The 15,276-nt window shown below is 74.3% G+C and carries 17 protein-coding genes and 1 tRNA gene; 9 read left to right on the top strand and 9 right to left on the bottom strand.

Features of this window, described 5'->3' with window-relative positions; translation table 11 throughout:
* Positions 1-16 precede the first annotated feature (16 nt).
* Positions 17-1,273: a glycosyltransferase family 87 protein gene (locus O7625_RS13605; protein WP_282346259.1), complete on the top strand. Its 1,257-nt coding sequence runs from the start codon at positions 17-19 to the stop codon at positions 1,271-1,273.
* A 303-nt stretch (positions 1,274-1,576) separates the two neighbouring features.
* Here O7625_RS13605 and O7625_RS13600 read toward each other — a convergent pair whose 3' ends face one another.
* On the bottom strand, positions 1,577-2,311 hold the full coding sequence (locus O7625_RS13600) for a YcnI family protein (RefSeq protein WP_282346257.1): 735 nt from the start codon (positions 2,309-2,311) through the stop codon (positions 1,577-1,579).
* Between the two features lie 16 nt (positions 2,312-2,327).
* The gene (locus O7625_RS13595) at positions 2,328-3,983 is read right to left on the bottom strand and encodes a copper resistance protein CopC (protein WP_282346255.1); all 1,656 of its coding nucleotides are present in this window, start codon (positions 3,981-3,983) and stop codon (positions 2,328-2,330) included.
* A gap of 343 nt (positions 3,984-4,326) precedes the next feature.
* On the opposite strand from O7625_RS13595, the gene O7625_RS13590 reads away from it, so the two are divergent.
* Genes O7625_RS13590 through O7625_RS13580 form a run of 3 tightly spaced genes read left to right on the top strand, consistent with a single transcriptional unit; the run spans position 4,327 to position 6,651 of the window.
* Positions 4,327-4,851: a MauE/DoxX family redox-associated membrane protein gene (locus O7625_RS13590; protein ID WP_067306102.1), complete on the top strand. Its 525-nt coding sequence runs from the start codon at positions 4,327-4,329 to the stop codon at positions 4,849-4,851.
* Complete coding sequence (locus tag O7625_RS13585) at positions 4,844-5,560, top strand: thioredoxin domain-containing protein (protein WP_067306099.1); 717 nt, start codon at positions 4,844-4,846, stop codon at positions 5,558-5,560. The genes O7625_RS13590 and O7625_RS13585 overlap by 8 nt, the downstream gene beginning before the upstream one ends.
* Complete coding sequence (locus O7625_RS13580) at positions 5,557-6,651, top strand: hypothetical protein (RefSeq protein ID WP_282346254.1); 1,095 nt, start codon at positions 5,557-5,559, stop codon at positions 6,649-6,651. The genes O7625_RS13585 and O7625_RS13580 overlap by 4 nt, the downstream gene beginning before the upstream one ends.
* A gap of 31 nt (positions 6,652-6,682) precedes the next feature.
* Here O7625_RS13580 and O7625_RS13575 read toward each other — a convergent pair whose 3' ends face one another.
* The 4 genes from O7625_RS13575 to O7625_RS13560 are packed head-to-tail and all read right to left on the bottom strand — an operon-like array spanning position 6,683 to position 9,355.
* The gene (locus O7625_RS13575) at positions 6,683-7,447 is read right to left on the bottom strand and encodes an ABC transporter ATP-binding protein (protein WP_282346253.1); all 765 of its coding nucleotides are present in this window, start codon (positions 7,445-7,447) and stop codon (positions 6,683-6,685) included.
* The gene (gene cbiQ, locus O7625_RS13570; RefSeq protein WP_282346252.1) at positions 7,444-8,214 is read right to left on the bottom strand and encodes a cobalt ECF transporter T component CbiQ; all 771 of its coding nucleotides are present in this window, start codon (positions 8,212-8,214) and stop codon (positions 7,444-7,446) included. Before cbiQ ends, O7625_RS13575 begins: the two co-directional genes overlap by 4 nt.
* A gap of 14 nt (positions 8,215-8,228) precedes the next feature.
* On the bottom strand, positions 8,229-8,639 hold the full coding sequence (locus O7625_RS13565) for a PDGLE domain-containing protein (protein ID WP_282346251.1): 411 nt from the start codon (positions 8,637-8,639) through the stop codon (positions 8,229-8,231).
* On the bottom strand, positions 8,636-9,355 hold the full coding sequence (locus O7625_RS13560; protein WP_282346249.1) for an energy-coupling factor ABC transporter permease: 720 nt from the start codon (positions 9,353-9,355) through the stop codon (positions 8,636-8,638). Before O7625_RS13560 ends, O7625_RS13565 begins: the two co-directional genes overlap by 4 nt.
* A 168-nt stretch (positions 9,356-9,523) precedes the next feature.
* Here O7625_RS13560 and bcp point away from each other — a divergent pair, with 168 nt between their 5' ends.
* From bcp to O7625_RS13540, 4 genes are all read left to right on the top strand, one after another.
* Positions 9,524-10,000, top strand: a complete 477-nt coding sequence (bcp, locus tag O7625_RS13555) for a thioredoxin-dependent thiol peroxidase (protein ID WP_067306082.1) — start codon at positions 9,524-9,526, stop codon at positions 9,998-10,000.
* A 31-nt stretch (positions 10,001-10,031) separates the two neighbouring features.
* The gene (locus tag O7625_RS13550; protein ID WP_282346247.1) at positions 10,032-10,901 is read left to right on the top strand and encodes a hypothetical protein; all 870 of its coding nucleotides are present in this window, start codon (positions 10,032-10,034) and stop codon (positions 10,899-10,901) included.
* A gap of 5 nt (positions 10,902-10,906) precedes the next feature.
* A tRNA-Leu gene (locus tag O7625_RS13545) sits at positions 10,907-10,992 on the top strand.
* A 65-nt stretch (positions 10,993-11,057) separates the two neighbouring features.
* Complete coding sequence (locus tag O7625_RS13540; RefSeq protein ID WP_282346246.1) at positions 11,058-11,588, top strand: GNAT family N-acetyltransferase; 531 nt, start codon at positions 11,058-11,060, stop codon at positions 11,586-11,588.
* Positions 11,589-11,610: 22 nt separating this feature from the next.
* Here the strand turns inward: O7625_RS13540 and O7625_RS13535 are convergent, their stop codons facing one another.
* The 3 genes from O7625_RS13535 to O7625_RS13525 form a co-directional block, all read right to left on the bottom strand.
* On the bottom strand, positions 11,611-12,705 hold the full coding sequence (locus tag O7625_RS13535; RefSeq protein WP_282346245.1) for an expansin EXLX1 family cellulose-binding protein: 1,095 nt from the start codon (positions 12,703-12,705) through the stop codon (positions 11,611-11,613).
* Between the two features lie 54 nt (positions 12,706-12,759).
* The gene (locus tag O7625_RS13530) at positions 12,760-13,086 is read right to left on the bottom strand and encodes a hypothetical protein (RefSeq protein ID WP_282346243.1); all 327 of its coding nucleotides are present in this window, start codon (positions 13,084-13,086) and stop codon (positions 12,760-12,762) included.
* Positions 13,087-13,247: 161 nt separating this feature from the next.
* A complete protein-coding gene (locus tag O7625_RS13525; RefSeq protein ID WP_282346241.1) occupies positions 13,248-14,081 on the bottom strand; it encodes a class I SAM-dependent methyltransferase in 834 nt (277 codons plus the stop codon).
* 208 nt (positions 14,082-14,289) lie between these two features.
* Here O7625_RS13525 and O7625_RS13520 point away from each other — a divergent pair, with 208 nt between their 5' ends.
* On the top strand, positions 14,290-15,273 hold the full coding sequence (locus O7625_RS13520; protein ID WP_282346240.1) for an LCP family protein: 984 nt from the start codon (positions 14,290-14,292) through the stop codon (positions 15,271-15,273).
* Positions 15,274-15,276 lie beyond the last annotated feature (3 nt).

Below are 15,276 nucleotides of genomic sequence, written 5' to 3'. Positions count from 1 at the left end.
CCGCTAGGGTTTCCCCGTGCCCGCCGATTCCGTCGCTTCCCCCGTCGCCACCCCGGAGGACCAGCGAAGCCGTACGGTCCGCCGGGTCGTCACGGTGCTGGCGCTGGCCGCCGTCCTACCGGCGCTCTACCTGCCGGGCCTGGTGCACGACTTCTTCGATCTGAAGATCTACATGCGGGCGATGGACTGGTGGGCGTCCGGGCATCCGCTCTACGACTACGTGCAGCCCGACCGGGTGCAGGGTGAGCTCTACTTCACGTACCCGCCGTTCAGCGCGCTGCTGCTGCGCCCGTTCGGGGTGCTGCCGCTGGGCCTGACCATTGTCGTCTTCACGGCGCTGACCTGCGTCGGTGTCGTGGTCACCACCCGCTGGCTGGTGCTGCCGGTGATCGAACGGCACGGTCTGCACCGGACGTTCGCGCTCGCCGTGGCGGTGCTGCTGGTCTTCGCGGTGGAGAGCACCCGGGAGACGATCACCTTCGGTCAGATCAACATGCTGCTGGTGGTGCTGATCCTGGCCGACCTGCTCTTCGCCGTACCCCAGGCGCGGCGGTGGGCCGGGGTGGGCGTGGGGTTGGCCACGGCGCTCAAGCTCTTTCCGGGCATCTTCATCGTCTACCTGCTGGTGACCCGGCGCTGGCGGGCGGCCGTGGTGGCCAGTGTCACGGCGGCGGCGGCGACGCTGCTGGCCGCCGCGGTGGCGCCGCAGGACTCGTGGCGGTTCTGGACCCACGAGCTGTGGGCCACCGACCGGGTCGGGCGGACCGACTACACCGGCAACCAGTCGCTGTTCGGTCTACTCAGCCGGATCGACGCGCCCGAGGAGCCGAACCGCCTGCTCTGGCTCGTCCTGGTCGTCGCCGTTCTCGGGTACGGGCTGCACCGGGCGGCCCGTGCCGCGCGCAGCGGTGACTGGTTGACCGGCCTCACCCTCACCGGCCTGGTCGGCGGTCTCATCAGCCCGATCACCTGGACCCATCACATCTACTGGTTCGTCCCGGCGGTGGTGGTGCTGGTGGATGCCGCGCTCGACGCCGACCGGGAGACCGCGGCGGGGGCACGACGCCGACGTCGGCTGCTCGCCCTCGCCATCGGCACCGGCCTGGTGATCGTCTGCGGGGTGGTCTCGTTCTTCGACTGGGGTGTCGCCCCGGCCCGGACGGACAATCCGTGGGAGTTCCTGGTCCGCAACGCGTACGTGCTGCTGGCGGTGCTGCTGCTGGTGCTGCTCCCGGTGCGGCGGGAACCGCTCCCGACCGCCGGACAGCCCTGAAAAGGACAGATATTCCACTGTCTGACTTTTAGCGCTAATCTGACATGAGCCGGTCACGGCTACAACGCACCGCTCCCCCGGTGGGACGGCCCTCCGCGTCGGCAGCGCGGAGGGCCGTCACCGGGACCGGCCCGCCGCGCCGAAGGCCGTCACCGGGACCGGCCCGCCGGGAAGGAATGCCGCCACCGGGTCCGGCCCACCGCGCGGAGGGCCGCCACCGGGACCGGCCACCGCACGGCAGCGGCCCACCGCACGGCAGCGGCCCGCCGGACGGATCCGACGGGCCGGTGCGGGCGGTGCGGGTCAGGACTTCGGCGTCGGCTCCCGCCGGGTCCGGGCGAAGGCCAGCCCGCCGAGGGCCAGGCCGCCGAGCCCGGCCAGCAGGCCGACGACGCCCAGCACGATCGCCGTCGAACCCGAGTCGTCGTCATCGTCGTCGTCCTTGGCCGCCGCCGTCGCACCGGCCGCCGGAGCCGCCGACGGAGAACCGGCCGCGGCCGTCAGGGTCAGCACCGGTGCCGGGTTCTCCGGCTCCTCCGCACCCGGGGTGGGCTCCTCGATCCACCGCGACACGTTGCCGTCGGAGTAGGTCTGGAGCGTCTTGAAGACCATCCTGTCGACCTGCGGCAGCGGGCCCATCGAGACCGGGAACTCCTGGAACTCGCCCGGCTTGACGCCCCCACCGGCGGCGGCCGTCCAGGTGAGCTTGGAAACCGCCTCGGTGAGCTGGCTGCCGTGCACCTCGATCGGCGGATCCACCTTGCGCTTCTCCACCGCGACCGTCCACCCCGGCACCGGCATCGTGGAGACCGAGCCGACCGGGGCGTTGTCCGGCAGGTTCACCTCGATCTTGACGGTGGAGGCGGTGTCGCTCTCGTTGGGCACCCGGACGGCGAACCGGCCGTAGCTGCCCTGGGTCGCCTCCCTCGGGTTGACCGTGACGTGCGCCGCGGCCGGCCCGGCGAAGCCCAGCAGCGTGGCGGCGACGGCGGTGAGGGTGAGCGCGGCGGCGGATGCGGTGCGCCGGAGACGGATCATCTGGGACGGGCCCTTCTTACTTGATCGGCACGGTGGCGGTCACCGTGGCCTGGTCGATGTCGGAGGTACGGACCGTGAAACGCAGTTGCCACTCACCCGCCGACGGGAAGCTGAACTCCCCGGTCGCGTGGTTGTCGGTCAGCTTGAGCAGCGGGATGTCGATCGGTTCCACCCCGGCCGAGGGCAGCGCGGCGGTGGCCTTCCACTCCACCACCGGCTGCGGCCGGTTGTCCGGCGTGTAGGCGTACAGGTGCATCGAGTTGTTGCCCCGCTCGGCCGGGTCCAGCTCGACCTGGAGCGAGTAGATCGGGCTGGTCAGCGTGGTCGAGTAGTAGCCGGCGTCCGCGCCGGAGCCGCCGTCGGCGGCGGTCCGGGCCGGCGGGGTCTGCACCAGGACCGCCGTGACCCCGAGGATAACCGCGGTGACCGCCAGCTCCACCCAGACCGCGCGCCGCACCGGCATCGGCCGGGCCGCCGCGGTCCGCCGTCGCACCAGCTGCCGGGAGTACGCGGCCACCCCCACCACCAGCGCGAACAGTCCGATCTTCACGAGCAGCAGCCGGCCGTACGCGGTGCCGGTGAGGGCGGCGAGGGTGCCCACCTCGATCAACCCCTGCACGACGCCGGCCAGCAGCAGCGCCGCGACCGCCAGCGCCGCCCAGCGGGACCAGATCGGCAGGATCGCGCCCAGCTCCCGCTCGTCGGCCCGGCGCAGCAGGAAGCCGGCCAGCATCACCAGCCCGCCCAGCCAGACCGCCATGCTGCCCAGGTGCACCGCGTCGACGAGCACCGAGACCGCCGGGGCCGGGGAGGCCGCCGGATGCCCGGCCAGCGGCCAGGTGAACAGCCCGGCCACCCCGAGCCCGGTCAGGATGAGCCCGTCGGTGCGACCCACCGGCCCCCGGGTCAGCGGCCGGAGCAGGAACACCGACGCCGCCAACAGACCCAGCCGGATCAGGTGGGCGCTGCCGTACCCGCTACCCAGCACCTCGGACAGCCCCTCGCCGGTGACGTCGAACACACCGCCTCCGGCGGTGTACGGCACCTGCAACCACACCTCGACCGCGGTGGCGACGGCGAGCAGCCCGGTGCCGGCCCACAGCAGCCGGGCCGGCCCCCGCCGGGACAGCCGCAGCGGCCAGAGCGCGGCCAGCACCAGCGTCGGACCCACCACCAGCAGCAGCCCCGCGTACCCCAGGTAGCGGGCCACCTTCACCCCCGCACCGACCACCGGGTCGGCCCGGCTGTCCGTGCCGGAGTCGGTCGGCGGTGTCGACGGCGCTCCCACCGAGTAGGTGAACGCCCCGGAGACCGGGTGGCTGTCGGCGGAGATCACCCGGTAGCTGACCAGGTAGGTGCCGCGCGGACCGGCCGGGTCGACCCCGATGGTCACCACGGACCCCTCGAACCGGGGTTCCCCCCGGTCGGCGCGGGAGCCGTCCGGCGCGATGACCCGCACCTTGTCGGGCACCTTGCGGACCGACTCGCTGAACGTCAGCACCACCTCTGACGGGGCGCTCGGCACCACCGCCGAGGCGACCGGGCTGCTGCTGGCCAGCACGGCGTGGGCCGCGGCCGGCCCGCCGGGGGCGAGCAGCAGGGCGACGAGGGTGACCAGCAGGCCGGCAGCGGCACCCGTGCGGGCGAGCCAGCGACGATCGACGGCGTTCATCCCGCCATGCTCGCTGACCGGAGCCCCGAACGCCCACCCGACCGCCCCGTGACGGCACGGGGCGGCCCCGGCGGCCGGGGCGCCTGCCGTAGGTGGTGGCACGTCATGAACAGGTAGTCGGACGGGAGGGGGGAAAAGTTCCCGGCGTGAGCGGGACCATGCAAAGGGCCGAAGGACCCTGCCCGCCACGGCCACGCCGCGTAGCCTGGCTTGTCGTGACCCCCGCTCACCGCGACCCCGCCGCGACCGCCCGCCAGGCCCCGCCGACCGGTCCCACCCGCCCCCGGGCGGGCCACCGGGGACCGGCCACGCCGGGGAACCCGAGGGCCGGGCGGGACGACCAATGGGCGTGACCGCAGCGCGTACCCGGGCCGGAGGCTGGCCGGTCGTCCGGCCCTGGCTCGGCCTCGCCGCCCGGCTCGGCCTGGCCGCCGTGTGGCTGTTCGCCGGTGGGGCCAAGGTCGGCGACCTGGCCGCCTCCGGGCGGGCCGTCAACGCGTACCAGGTGATGCCCTACGAGGTGGCGACGGCGATCGGGGCCGCACTGCCCTTCGTGGAACTGGCGCTGGGCCTGCTGCTGCTCGCCGGGCTGGCGACCCGGCTGAGCGCCGGGGTCTCCGCCGCGCTGCTGGTGGTCTTCGTCGCCGGCATCGCCTCGGCCTGGGCGCGCGGCCTGGCCATCGACTGCGGGTGCTTCGGCAGCGGCGGGCAGCTCGCCGCCGGCCAGGCCCCGAGCTACCTCCCGGAGATCCTCCGGGACCTGGGATTCCTGGCGCTGGCCGGATTCCTGCTGATCTGGCCCCGCACCCCGTTCTCGGTGGACGGCTGGCTCGCGGGCGACCCACCCGTGGAGGACGACGATGAGTAGTCGCAAGGGGCGCAACGAGGCCGCGCGGGTGGTCCGCGAGCAGCTCGCCCGGGAGAAGCGGCGCAAGCGGACCCTCTGGACCTCCGTCGGCGCGGTCGTGGTGCTGGTGATCGCCGGCCTGATCGGCTGGAGCGTCTACTCCAGCCAGAAGTCGGACACCTTCACCGCGCCGCCCGGGGCGAACGACGCCGGCACCGGCGTCGTGCTCGGCACCGGGCCGGTCACCATCGACCTCTACGAGGACTACCTCTGCCCGGTCTGCAAAGAGTTCCAACAGACCAGCGGGGAGACCATCAACCAGCTGGTCTCCTCCGGCAAGGCCAGGGTGGTCTTCCACCCGGTCGCCTACCTCAACCGGTTCTCCACCACCGAATACTCCACCCGTTCCTCGGCCGCGTCCGGCTGCGCGGCCCAGGGCGGCAAGTTCAAGGAGTTCACCGACGCGCTCTTCGCCCAGCAGCCGCCGGAGGGCAGCGCCGGGCTGAGCAACGACCAGTTGATCGACATCGGCGCGGGCGTCGGGCTGAACAGGGACGACTTCGGCTCCTGCGTCAGGGACGGCACGTACACGGCGTGGACCGAACACGTCACCGACGACGCCAGCAAGGCCGGGGTCACCGGCACCCCGACCCTCAAGGTGAACGGCACCGCCGTGTCCGACCGCAGCCCGGCCGGCATCACCGCGGCCGTGGAGGCGGCCGGCAAGTGACCCCGGCACCCCTGCGGCGGGCCGTCCTGCTGGTCGCCGCCGCACTGCTCGGCCTGCTCGGCACCGCCGCCCCGGCGTACGCGCACGGGGCGGACGCCCCCGACGGCACCGACTACCGCACCGCGGTGACCGGGATCACCCCGGCCCGGCCGGGGCTGACCGTCCGGGCCGTCGAGGCGGGCGCGCGACTGGAGCTGGTCAACCGCACCGGCCGGGACGTCGAGGTGATCGGCTACTCCGGGGAGCCGTACCTGCGGGTCGGGCCGGACGGGGCGTACGAGAACACCCGCTCCCCCGCCACGTACCTCAACCGGACCCTGGCCGGCGACACCGCGCTGCCCGCCGCCGCCGACCCGGCCGCCCCGCCGCAGTGGCGCAGGATCGGCGACGACCAGCGGGTCCGCTGGCACGACCAGCGCACCCTGTGGCGGGAGCCCACGGTGCCCGCCCCGGTGGCCGCCGACCCGGGCCGGGAGCACCGGGTCCGCGACTGGGCCGTGCCGCTGCACGCCGGGGGCGAACCGGTGGAGCTGCGCGGCACCCTCGACTGGGTGCCGCCACCGGACCCGTACCCGTGGTGGGTGGCCGCCACCCTCGGGGCGCTGCTGGTCGGGGCGGCGGGTCTGCTGCCGGGCGGCCGGGCGCTGCGCGGCGTCGGCGCGGTGCTCGCCCTCGGTGGGGCCGCCGCCGTAGCCCTGGTGCTCGGCCGGGAGCTGGACGCCGGGGCGCAGGGGGTGGCCGGCGTGCTGCTCGGGCTGCTCGCCGGGCAGCTCTGGCCGCTGCTGACCGGGCTGGGTGCGCTGGCCGCCGGCGGGTGGGCGCTGGCCCGGCGGCCCGCCGCCGACTTCGTGCTCGCGCTGGCCGGCGCGTGCCTGACCCTCTTCGTCGGCGTCGCCAACCTCACCGTGCTGTCCCGCGCGGTCGCCCCGGTGCCCTGGTCCGGCGGCACCGCGCGGGTGCTGCTGACCGGGGTGCTGGTCACCGGGGTGGGCGCGGCCGGGGCCGGTCTGCTCCGGCTGCACGCCGCCGCCCGCGCCGCCGCGCCCCGGACCCCCGCCGGCCCGGTCCCGAGCCCGCCCGCCCACCGGTGAGGTCGACCGCCCCTCGGCGCTCCCGGGCCGGTCAGCGGGTCGGTCGCGGGTGGAAGCCGTAGGGCAGTTCCAGGCGGTGCCGGGCCAGCAGGGCCGCATCGGCGAGCAGGTCGGCGGTGGGGGCGTCGGCGACGATCCGGCCGGCGTCCAGGATCACCGCCCGGTCGCACAGCTCCGCCGCGTAGGGCAGGTCGTGGGTGACCATCAGCAGGGTCACCGGCAGGGCTCGCAGGATCCCGGCCAGCTCCCGGCGGGCCGCCGGGTCCAGGTTGGACGACGGCTCGTCGAGGACCAGGATCTCCGGGCGCATCGCCAGCACGGTGGCCACCGCCACCCGGCGACGCTGCCCGAACGACAGGTGGTGCGGGGCGCGGTCCCGGTGCTCGGCCATCCCCACCGCGGTCAGCGCCTCGTCCACCCGGGCGGCCAGCTCCGCGCCGCGCAACCCCAGGTTGGCCGGGCCGAACGCCACGTCCTCGGCCACCGTGGGCAGGAAGAGCTGGTCGTCCGGGTCCTGGAATACGATGCCCACCCGGCGGCGGACCTCGGTCAGGGTGTCCCGGTCCCGGGACACCGTCAGCCCGCCCACGCTCACCACCCCCTCGGTGGGGGTGAGGATGCCGTTGAGGTGCAGCACCAGCGTGGTCTTGCCGGCGCCGTTCGGGCCGAGCAGGGCCACCCGCTCGCCGCGCGGCACCGTCAGGTCCACCCCGGCCAGCGCGAGGTGACCGTCCGGGTACGCGTACCGAACGCCACGGACGTCCAGGGAGACAGCGGTCTGCACGTACCCGATCATGTCAGGACGACGGCGGTCGCGGCGATGGCCACCGCCACGACCGGCACGGTGGCCGCCGCCGCCCACTGCCCGGCGGTCGCCGCGCCGGCCCCCTGCCAGACCGCCGGCATCCGCCCGGTGTAGCCCCGGGAGAGCATCGCCAGGTAGACCCGCTCACCGCGTTCGAAGGCCCGCAGGAACAGCGCGCCCACCCCGGCGGCGAAGCCCCGCAGCTGCCACAGGAAACGCGGGTCGTCACCCCGGGAGACCCGGGCCACCCGCATCCGGCGGGCCTCACCGACCAGCACGTCGAGGTAGCGCAGCATGAACGTGGCGATCTGGGTGATGATCTGCGGGCACCGCAGCCGGTCCAGCCCGACGATCAGGTCCCGGGTGGTGGTCGTCGCCGCCAGCAGCAACGACGCCAGCACCCCCAGGGTGCCCTTGGCGACGATGTTCCACGCCCCGTGCAGGCCGTCCACCGACAGGCTCAGCCCGGCGAACTCGGTCCGCGCCCCGGCACCGAGGAACGGCAGGGCGACGGCGAAGAGCACGAACGGCAGCTCGATCGTGGCGCGCAGCAGCAGCCAGCGCGGACCCACCCGGGCCAGCGCGGCGACGACGGCGACCAGCAGGGCGTACCCGCCGAAGGCCCAGAACGCCTCGCGCGGGGTGGCCACCACCGCCACGGTGAACAGCACCATCGCGGCGATCTTGACCTCGGGGGCCAGCCGGTGCACCCGGGACGGGGTGTCCCGGTAGAGCACGTGTGCGTGTCCGGCTCCCACGGCGTACCGCCGGGTCAGCCGACGGAGCCGGACGCGGGCTGCCGGTCGGCGGTGCCGCCGGCCCGCTCGCCCCGGGTGCCGGTGTCGGCCGGGCCACGGCGACGCAGCAGCCAGAACAGGCCGCCGCCGACGGCGAAGGTGAGCAGCACCCCGACCACCCCGGACAGGCCGGTGGAGAGGAACCCGTTGTCGACGCCCCGGATGCCGTAGTCGGCCAGCGGGCTGTCGGCCAGCTCGTGGTCCCTCGCCTGCTGCGCGGGGCAGGAGCCGCCGGTGATCTCGTCGTCGGCGTTCACCGTGCAGCCCTTGAGCAGCGACGAGTCCAGGCCGTCCGGGTGCGACGAGGCGTAGTTGCTGACCACCCCGGCCAGCAGCAGGGCGACCAGCAGGCCGACCGCCACGAACCCCCAGGAACGCTTCCTCACCGCACACCTCCGACAGCCGGAACGGGAGCCGGCGCGGTCGCCGGCTTCAGCGCACGCAGCGCGTACACCAGATCGGGTCGGACCTTGGCCACGGTGGCGACCGTGGTCGCGGTGATCAGCCCCTCGCCGATGCCGATCAGCAGGTGGACGCCGGCCATCGTGCCGGCCAGGCCGGTGAGGTTGCCGCCCAGGTCGGTGGTGCCGCCGAGCCAGTACTGCACGACGAAGCCCTGGGACGCGACCACCACGCTGACCAGCGCCGAGACGAACGCGGTCACGGCCAGGCCGGCGGGGGTGCGGGGAAGGACCCGCAGCAGGCCGGCGATCAGCAGGTACGCCGCCGCGGTGCCGAGCAGCGCCATGTTGGTGACGTTCAGGCCGAGCATGGCGACGCCACCGTCGCCGAAGACCAGGGCCTGCACGATCAGCACCACCGACACACAGAGCGCGCCCACCCACGGGCCGACCAGCAGCGCGGCGAGCGCGCCGCCGAGCAGGTGACCGGAGACCCCGGCCGTGAAGATCGGGAAGTTGAGCATCTGGACGGCGAAGATGAACGCGGCGACCAGGCCGGCCATCGGCGCGAGCCGGTCGTCCAGGTCGCGCCGGCCGCGCAGCACGCAGAAGGTCAGGGCGGCCAGCGCCACGGCCGCGAAGACGCCCGCGACGGGACCGTTGATGATCCCGTTCGAGATGTGCATCGCCAGGGTTTCCACGTGACCTCCAGTCGACCGGCGCGCTCAGCTTATTTCCCGCAGTCTGCTGTTGCCAAGGTGCGGCAACAAGCCATGTGCGGTTCACCTCCAGGCCGGCCGCCGGTCGCCCCCGGGGCGGCCCGGCGCGGGACGGCCGACCCGTCGCCACCCGGCGGTAGGGTCGTCGCCATGACCGCGCCCGACCGGCTCGCCGCTGGCGACCCCGCTCCCGACTTCACCCTCCCCACCGACACCGGGGAGACGCTCTCCCTGGCCGCGCTGCGCGGTCGCCGGGTCATCCTGTACGCCTACCCGGCCGCGATGACGCCCGGCTGCACCAAGCAGGCCTGCGACTTCCGCGACTCGCTCGCCTCGCTCCAGGCCGCCGGCTACGAGGTGGTCGGCATCTCCCCCGACAAGCCCGCCAAGCTGGCGAAGTTCCGCGAACGTGACGCGATCACCTTCCCGCTGGTCGCCGACGTCGACAAGGCGGTGCTCACCGCGTACGGCGCGTTCGGCGAGAAGCAGCTCTACGGCCGTACGGTGACCGGGGTGATCCGGTCCACCTTCGTCATCGACCCGGACGGCAAGATCGAGCACGCGTTCTACAACGTCAAGGCCACCGGCCACGTCGCCAAGCTGCGCCGCGACCTCGGCCTCGACTGAGCGCGTCACACCCCGCCACTACGGTCGGTGGGTGGTCCGCTACCGATACCCACCCCCGGTGCTCGCCGAGGCGGCCACCGCCGCCCACTCCGTCGCCGGCGTGCTGAGGCTGCTCGGTGTCCGCCCCAACGGTGGCTCGCACGCCCACCTCAGCCGGCAGCTGCGCCGCTTCGGCATCGACACCTCCCACTTCACCCGCCGTCCGACCGGGAGCCGTCGACCGTCCGCGCGGCGCGTCCCGTCGACACAGCTGCTGCGCCCGCTCCCGGCCGGTTCCCGACGGGTGCCGGGGGCACGGCTCAAGGGCGCGCTGCGCGACATCGGCGTCCCGGACGAGTGCGAGGGGTGCGGCACCGGGCCGACCTGGCGGGGCGAGCCGCTGACCCTGCACGTCGACCACCTCAATGGCGACTTCCTCGACAACCGGCCACCCAATCTGCGCCTGCTCTGCCCGAACTGCCACAGCCAGACGTCGACCTACGCCGGGCGCAACCGGTCCGCCCCGGCACTGGTGGCCGACCATCCGCCCACGCCGCCGGGCCGGGAACCAGCCGGACCAGAGCGGGTCGCGGAGGTGATCCGGCAGGTCGAAGCCGGTGCCATCGGGCCGAGCGAGGCGGCCCGCCGGATCGGCTGCCACCGCAACCACATCTCCCGCCTCCGGCACCGGCTCGCCACCACCGGCAGCGTCACCGCCCCGCGCCGGGCACCGGCCGGTCACCCGCACGACCGGACCGTCGTCCGATACGCGCTGGACCGCCCCGAGCTAGGTCCCCGCAGACTCGCCGAGTTCATCCGGCAGGCGACGGACGGCACCTGCGCCATCAGCCACGGGACGGTCTCGAACATCCTGCGCCGGGCCGGGCTCTCCACCGTTTCCGCGCGACGCTCTAAACTCTGATCCGAGCGGGAGTGGCGGAATGGCAGACGCGATAGGTTTAGGTCCTATTGTCCGAAAGGACGTGGGGGTTCAAGTCCCCTCTCCCGCACCACACCGTCCTGTCGGAAACGTCACGATCGCGGGTCCACGACAGGTCGTGGCAGGAGGATCAGTGGCGTGAGCCTGCGCTTCGTCCTCGACCCCGATCTCACTGCCGGGCTGCGGGAACGCATCATCGACCTGTGGGTCGACGTGACCAACGCCGGCGGCGCGGTCGGCTTCGTCGCCCCGGTCGGCACCGCCGACGTACGCCCCGTCGCCGAAGCGACCTTCGCCGCCGTCACCGACGGCCCGGACCGGCTGCTGGTCGGCTACGACGGCGACCTGCCGGTGGCGGTGCTGTTCCTCACCGACCACCGGTTCCCGCTGAAGGCGCACTGGGGCGTCCTCAAGCGGGTGATGGTCCATCCCGACGCCCAGGGTCACGGCCACGGGCAGGCCCTGATGCGGGAGGCCGCCTGGCGCGCCCCCGAGCTGGGCTGGCGGGCGCTGCACGTGACGGTGCGCGGCGGGCTGGGCCTGGAGCGCTTCTACCGCCGGCTCGGTTACCGCGAGGTGGGCCGGCTGCCGGGCGCGCTGCGGGTGGCACCCGGCGACGACCGCGACGAGATCCTCATGTGGCGCGACCTGGACACCCCTACCACCTGACCCCATCCCGGGACCGCAGCGGTCAGCCCCGGGAGGCGCAGTCGACCGGACGGCCCGCGAGCGGCTCCGCCGACGCGGCGGGGGCCGGTGCGGCGGCCACCTCCGGCGGGGCGGACGAGGTGGCGGCGGCGACCGCCGACGGGCTGGCGGTGGTCCGGCTCGGGGTGACGCTGGGGCGTGGTGACGGCGGCCTGCCGGACGGGGCGCTCCGCGCGGCCGGGGCGCTGCCGCCGTACATCTTCACCGTGCTGCGCTGGACCCGGCCGGGGGACATGGTGATGCCGGTGGCGGTGACCCGGTGGCCGTAGACGTCGGTGACCCGGACGGCGTACGGGCCGGGCCCCGCCCCGGAGTCGATCAGCCAGTAGTTGAAGTCCTGCCGGGCGGCGGTGCGCCAGGCGCCGGAGCCCTGTCGCACCTCGACGGCGCGCAGCGGGTTGCCGTGCTCGGCGACCAGTACGGCGAACCAGTACTGCGACGCCCCCTCCTTGATCCGGAAGGTGAGCGGGCCGGACAGCGGCGGGTCGACCGCCGCGCGGTAGCTGACACCGACGATGCCCTGCACCGGGTCGGCGATCCGGGCGAACGCCTCGCGGGACAGGTCGACGTGCCCGGGGGCGCACTCCGGGCACTGGTCCATGATCAGGACCCGGACGGTGCCCCGGGGGCCGGTGACGTCGAGGTACCCGCCGCAGGCCGCGCCGGCGCTGTACTCGCCGGGGCCGAGCGCCACGTAGAGCCGGTCGGCCGGGGCGGACGGGTAGGAGCAGTTGCCGCCGGCCCCCTTCGAGTCGTAGAAGGTGGCCTTGCCCCGGTGGACCGTACCCCCGGTGGGTGGTGCCGCCAGCGGTTGCCCGGCGGCCATGACGACCGACCCGGCGCCGGCCGGCGCGGCCAGCCCGACGGACGGGGCGGCGCAGGCGGGGGCGGCCCCGGAGCGCAGCGCGAGGCTCAGCCCGAGCACGGTGGCGAGCGCGGCCACGCCCCCGGCGGCCAGCCAGCGGCGACGCCCGCCGGTACGGGCACGGCGGCGGCCCGGCCCGGGACGCCCGTCGGAGGTGCGGCGGTCCGGCCCGGAGCCGGCGAGTGGTTCGTCGGGCACGCTGCCATCGGTCACGCCGACCGATGCTGCCGGACCCGGGTGACCCGGGACAAGCCGGCTAAGGGAAAGCTAAGCCGGTCGGTCGATCCGGTCGCGGTGCAGCCCCGACGCGATCACGGTGAGCGACCGCAACGGCTCGGCGGCCTCCGGGCGGACCCGGAGCAGATCCTCCAGCCGGACCCGCCAGCGGCCGGCTTCGACGGCGGCGGCGTCGGGCGTGGTGTGCGCCCACGGCCGGAGCCGCTGCCCGGTGTCCCGGAGGGACCGCTCCTGCTCGGCGCCGAACAGCGCGCCGAGTTCGGTGCACATCCAGTCGAAGAGCTGGTCGTCGGGGACGGCCGAGACGATCAGTCGGGCCATGTCCCAGGCCACCCGGGGATGGTGGAGAACCTGCATCTCGACTCCTGGATAGATGGTGGCGATTCGGCCATCATCGATCCATGGGCGGTCCGGGACAAGACCCGACCGGTGGAGCACACCTCGACCGTCCGGCACCGCTTCGGCCGTCCGGCACCGCCTCGGCCGGCCCAGACCCCCCGTCGGGTGACACGGCCCTGTCACCAGGCGACGCCGATGCCGTCCCCGGGGTACCAGTGGTCGAGCGGGGTCTCCCGGTAGGCGAGGAACCGGCGGCCGGTACGTTCGGCGTGCTCGGCCAGCACACCGGTGGTGGTGACGTTGTCGGTGAGCAGGAACGCGCCGGGGGCCAGCTGCGGCTCGACGGCGTCGAACTCGCGGCGTTCGTGGGCGTGGCTGTGGTCGCTGTCGTGCAGGAACAGGTCGACCGGCCGGTCCAGGGCGGCGATCGCGGCGACCGAGTCGCCGACCACCAGGTCGACCACGTCGGACCAGGGCGCGCTGCGCGCCAGGTAGCCGGCCTCCGGGTTGACGTCCAGCGAGGTGAGCCGGCCGGGGTGCCCCTCGGCGGCGTTGCGCAGCAGGGCGGCGGCGAGGACACAGCTGCCGAGCCCCTTGTCGGTGCCGGTCTCGACGACGTGGGCGGGCCGGGTGGCCCGGACGATCGCGTACCAGCCGACCCGGCGCGCGTAGCGGACCCGCCGGTCGGCCAGGCCGCGCCGGGCGGACCGGGCGGTGGCCTGTTCGATGTGCCGGCGCAGCGCCGCGTCCCCGCTGATCTCGGCGAGGTATCCCCGGACCCGGGCCACCGGGACGTCGCAGACCACGCTGACGAACCAGGTGAGGTGCTGCCGGCTGAGCTGGGTCAGCTCGTAGGTGTAGTTGTGGTGTTCCCGGGAGGTGGCCAGCCACCTGGCCGAGGTGCGCAGCACCTTCGCGTCGTACCGGGCGACCCGGGCGAGCCGTCCGGGGAAGGCGGCCACCGGCGCCAACGGGGTCCGGGCGATGGCCCGGCGCAGTCTCGTCGCATCCACGGCGAGGTTCTACCAGCCGCAGGTGACCAGCGACTGAACGTCCAGCGTACGGCGGCTTTTCGGCTGCGCCCCGTCGGGCGTACGCGGGCTGCCCGACTGGGTGACGGCTCAGTAACATGCGGCCATGCCCGTAGGCGAACAATCCTCGGAAACCACTCCGGCCGCCTCCCCCGGGAGCGAAGGATCCCCCGGGAGCGCCGGATCCCCCGTGTCGTCGCCGCGGCGACGGCGGGGCTGGCGGATCGCCCTGGTGGCGCTGCTGGCGCTGGCGCTGATCGGGGCGGGCGGGGTCGGGGCGGGCGCGCTCTACCTGCGCTCGGTCGAGCAGGACGTCGAGCGGGTCGACGCCTTCACCGGGGTGCCGACGGAGAACCGGCCACCGGTGGTGGCCCGGGACGCCACGAACATCATGATCCTGGGCAGCGACTCCCGGGATCCGGAACGGACCGGGGGATCCCGTACCGACACGATCATCCTGGCCCACCTGCCCCGGGACCGGAAGAGCGCACAACTCGTCTCGATCCCCCGGGACACCTGGGTCGACGTACCCCGGTCGAGGGACGGCCGGCACGGCGGCCGGCCCGCGAAGATCAACGCGGCGTTCGCCTGGGGTGGGATCCCGCTGATGGTGCAGACCGTCGAGGAGTTCACCAGGGTCCACGTCGACCACGTGGCGGTGGTCGACTTCGCCGGCTTCCAGGAGATCATCGACGCGCTGGGCGGGGTCGACATCACCGTCGACCACCGCTTCACCTCGATCCACCCGCCGCTGCGCACCTTCCCGGCCGGTCGGCAGACGATGGACGGCGCGACGGCGCTGGACTACTCCCGGCAGCGCAAGCAGTTCCCGGACGGCGACTTCGCCCGGATCCGGCACCAGCAGCAGGTGATCCGGGCGATCCTCGACAAGGCGGCCACCGGGGGCCTCCTGACCAGCCCGGGGAAGCTCGACGACTTCGTCCGGGCCGCCTCGGCGTCGGTCTCCGTCGACCGGGAGATGTCGCTGCTGGAGCTGGCGACCGAGCTGCGCGGCCTGCGGGGCGGCAACCTCACCTTCGTCACCAGCCCGTCCCGGGGCACCGGCCGGGTGGGCAGCGAGAGCGTGGTCTTCGCCGACGAGCGGAGGTCCCGGGAGTTCTACGACGCGGTCCGCCGGGACGCCACCGCCGAGATCGTCCGCGCCGCCCGCTAGGCC

The organism is Micromonospora sp. WMMD714 (assembly GCF_029581315.1).
In the GTDB taxonomy this organism is placed as follows: Bacteria; Actinomycetota; Actinomycetes; order Mycobacteriales; family Micromonosporaceae; genus Micromonospora; species Micromonospora rifamycinica.
The sequence above is the reverse complement of the archived record's forward strand: the minus strand, read 5'-3'. Positions and strand labels throughout refer to the sequence as shown.

What these genes read in the sequence shown, in the direction of transcription:
- O7625_RS13600 (WP_282346257.1), bottom strand. Translation starts at nt 2,311, where the DNA reads ATGATCCGTCTCCGGCGCACCGCATCCGCCGCCGCGCTCACCCTCACC.
- O7625_RS13595 (WP_282346255.1), bottom strand. Translation starts at nt 3,983, where the DNA reads ATGAACGCCGTCGATCGTCGCTGGCTCGCCCGCACGGGTGCCGCTGCC.
- O7625_RS13590 (WP_067306102.1), top strand. Translation starts at nt 4,327, where the DNA reads ATGGGCGTGACCGCAGCGCGTACCCGGGCCGGAGGCTGGCCGGTCGTC.
- O7625_RS13585 (WP_067306099.1), top strand. Translation starts at nt 4,844, where the DNA reads ATGAGTAGTCGCAAGGGGCGCAACGAGGCCGCGCGGGTGGTCCGCGAG.
- O7625_RS13575 (WP_282346253.1), bottom strand. Translation starts at nt 7,447, where the DNA reads ATGATCGGGTACGTGCAGACCGCTGTCTCCCTGGACGTCCGTGGCGTT.
- bcp (WP_067306082.1), top strand. Translation starts at nt 9,524, where the DNA reads ATGACCGCGCCCGACCGGCTCGCCGCTGGCGACCCCGCTCCCGACTTC.
- O7625_RS13530 (WP_282346243.1), bottom strand. Translation starts at nt 13,086, where the DNA reads ATGCAGGTTCTCCACCATCCCCGGGTGGCCTGGGACATGGCCCGACTG.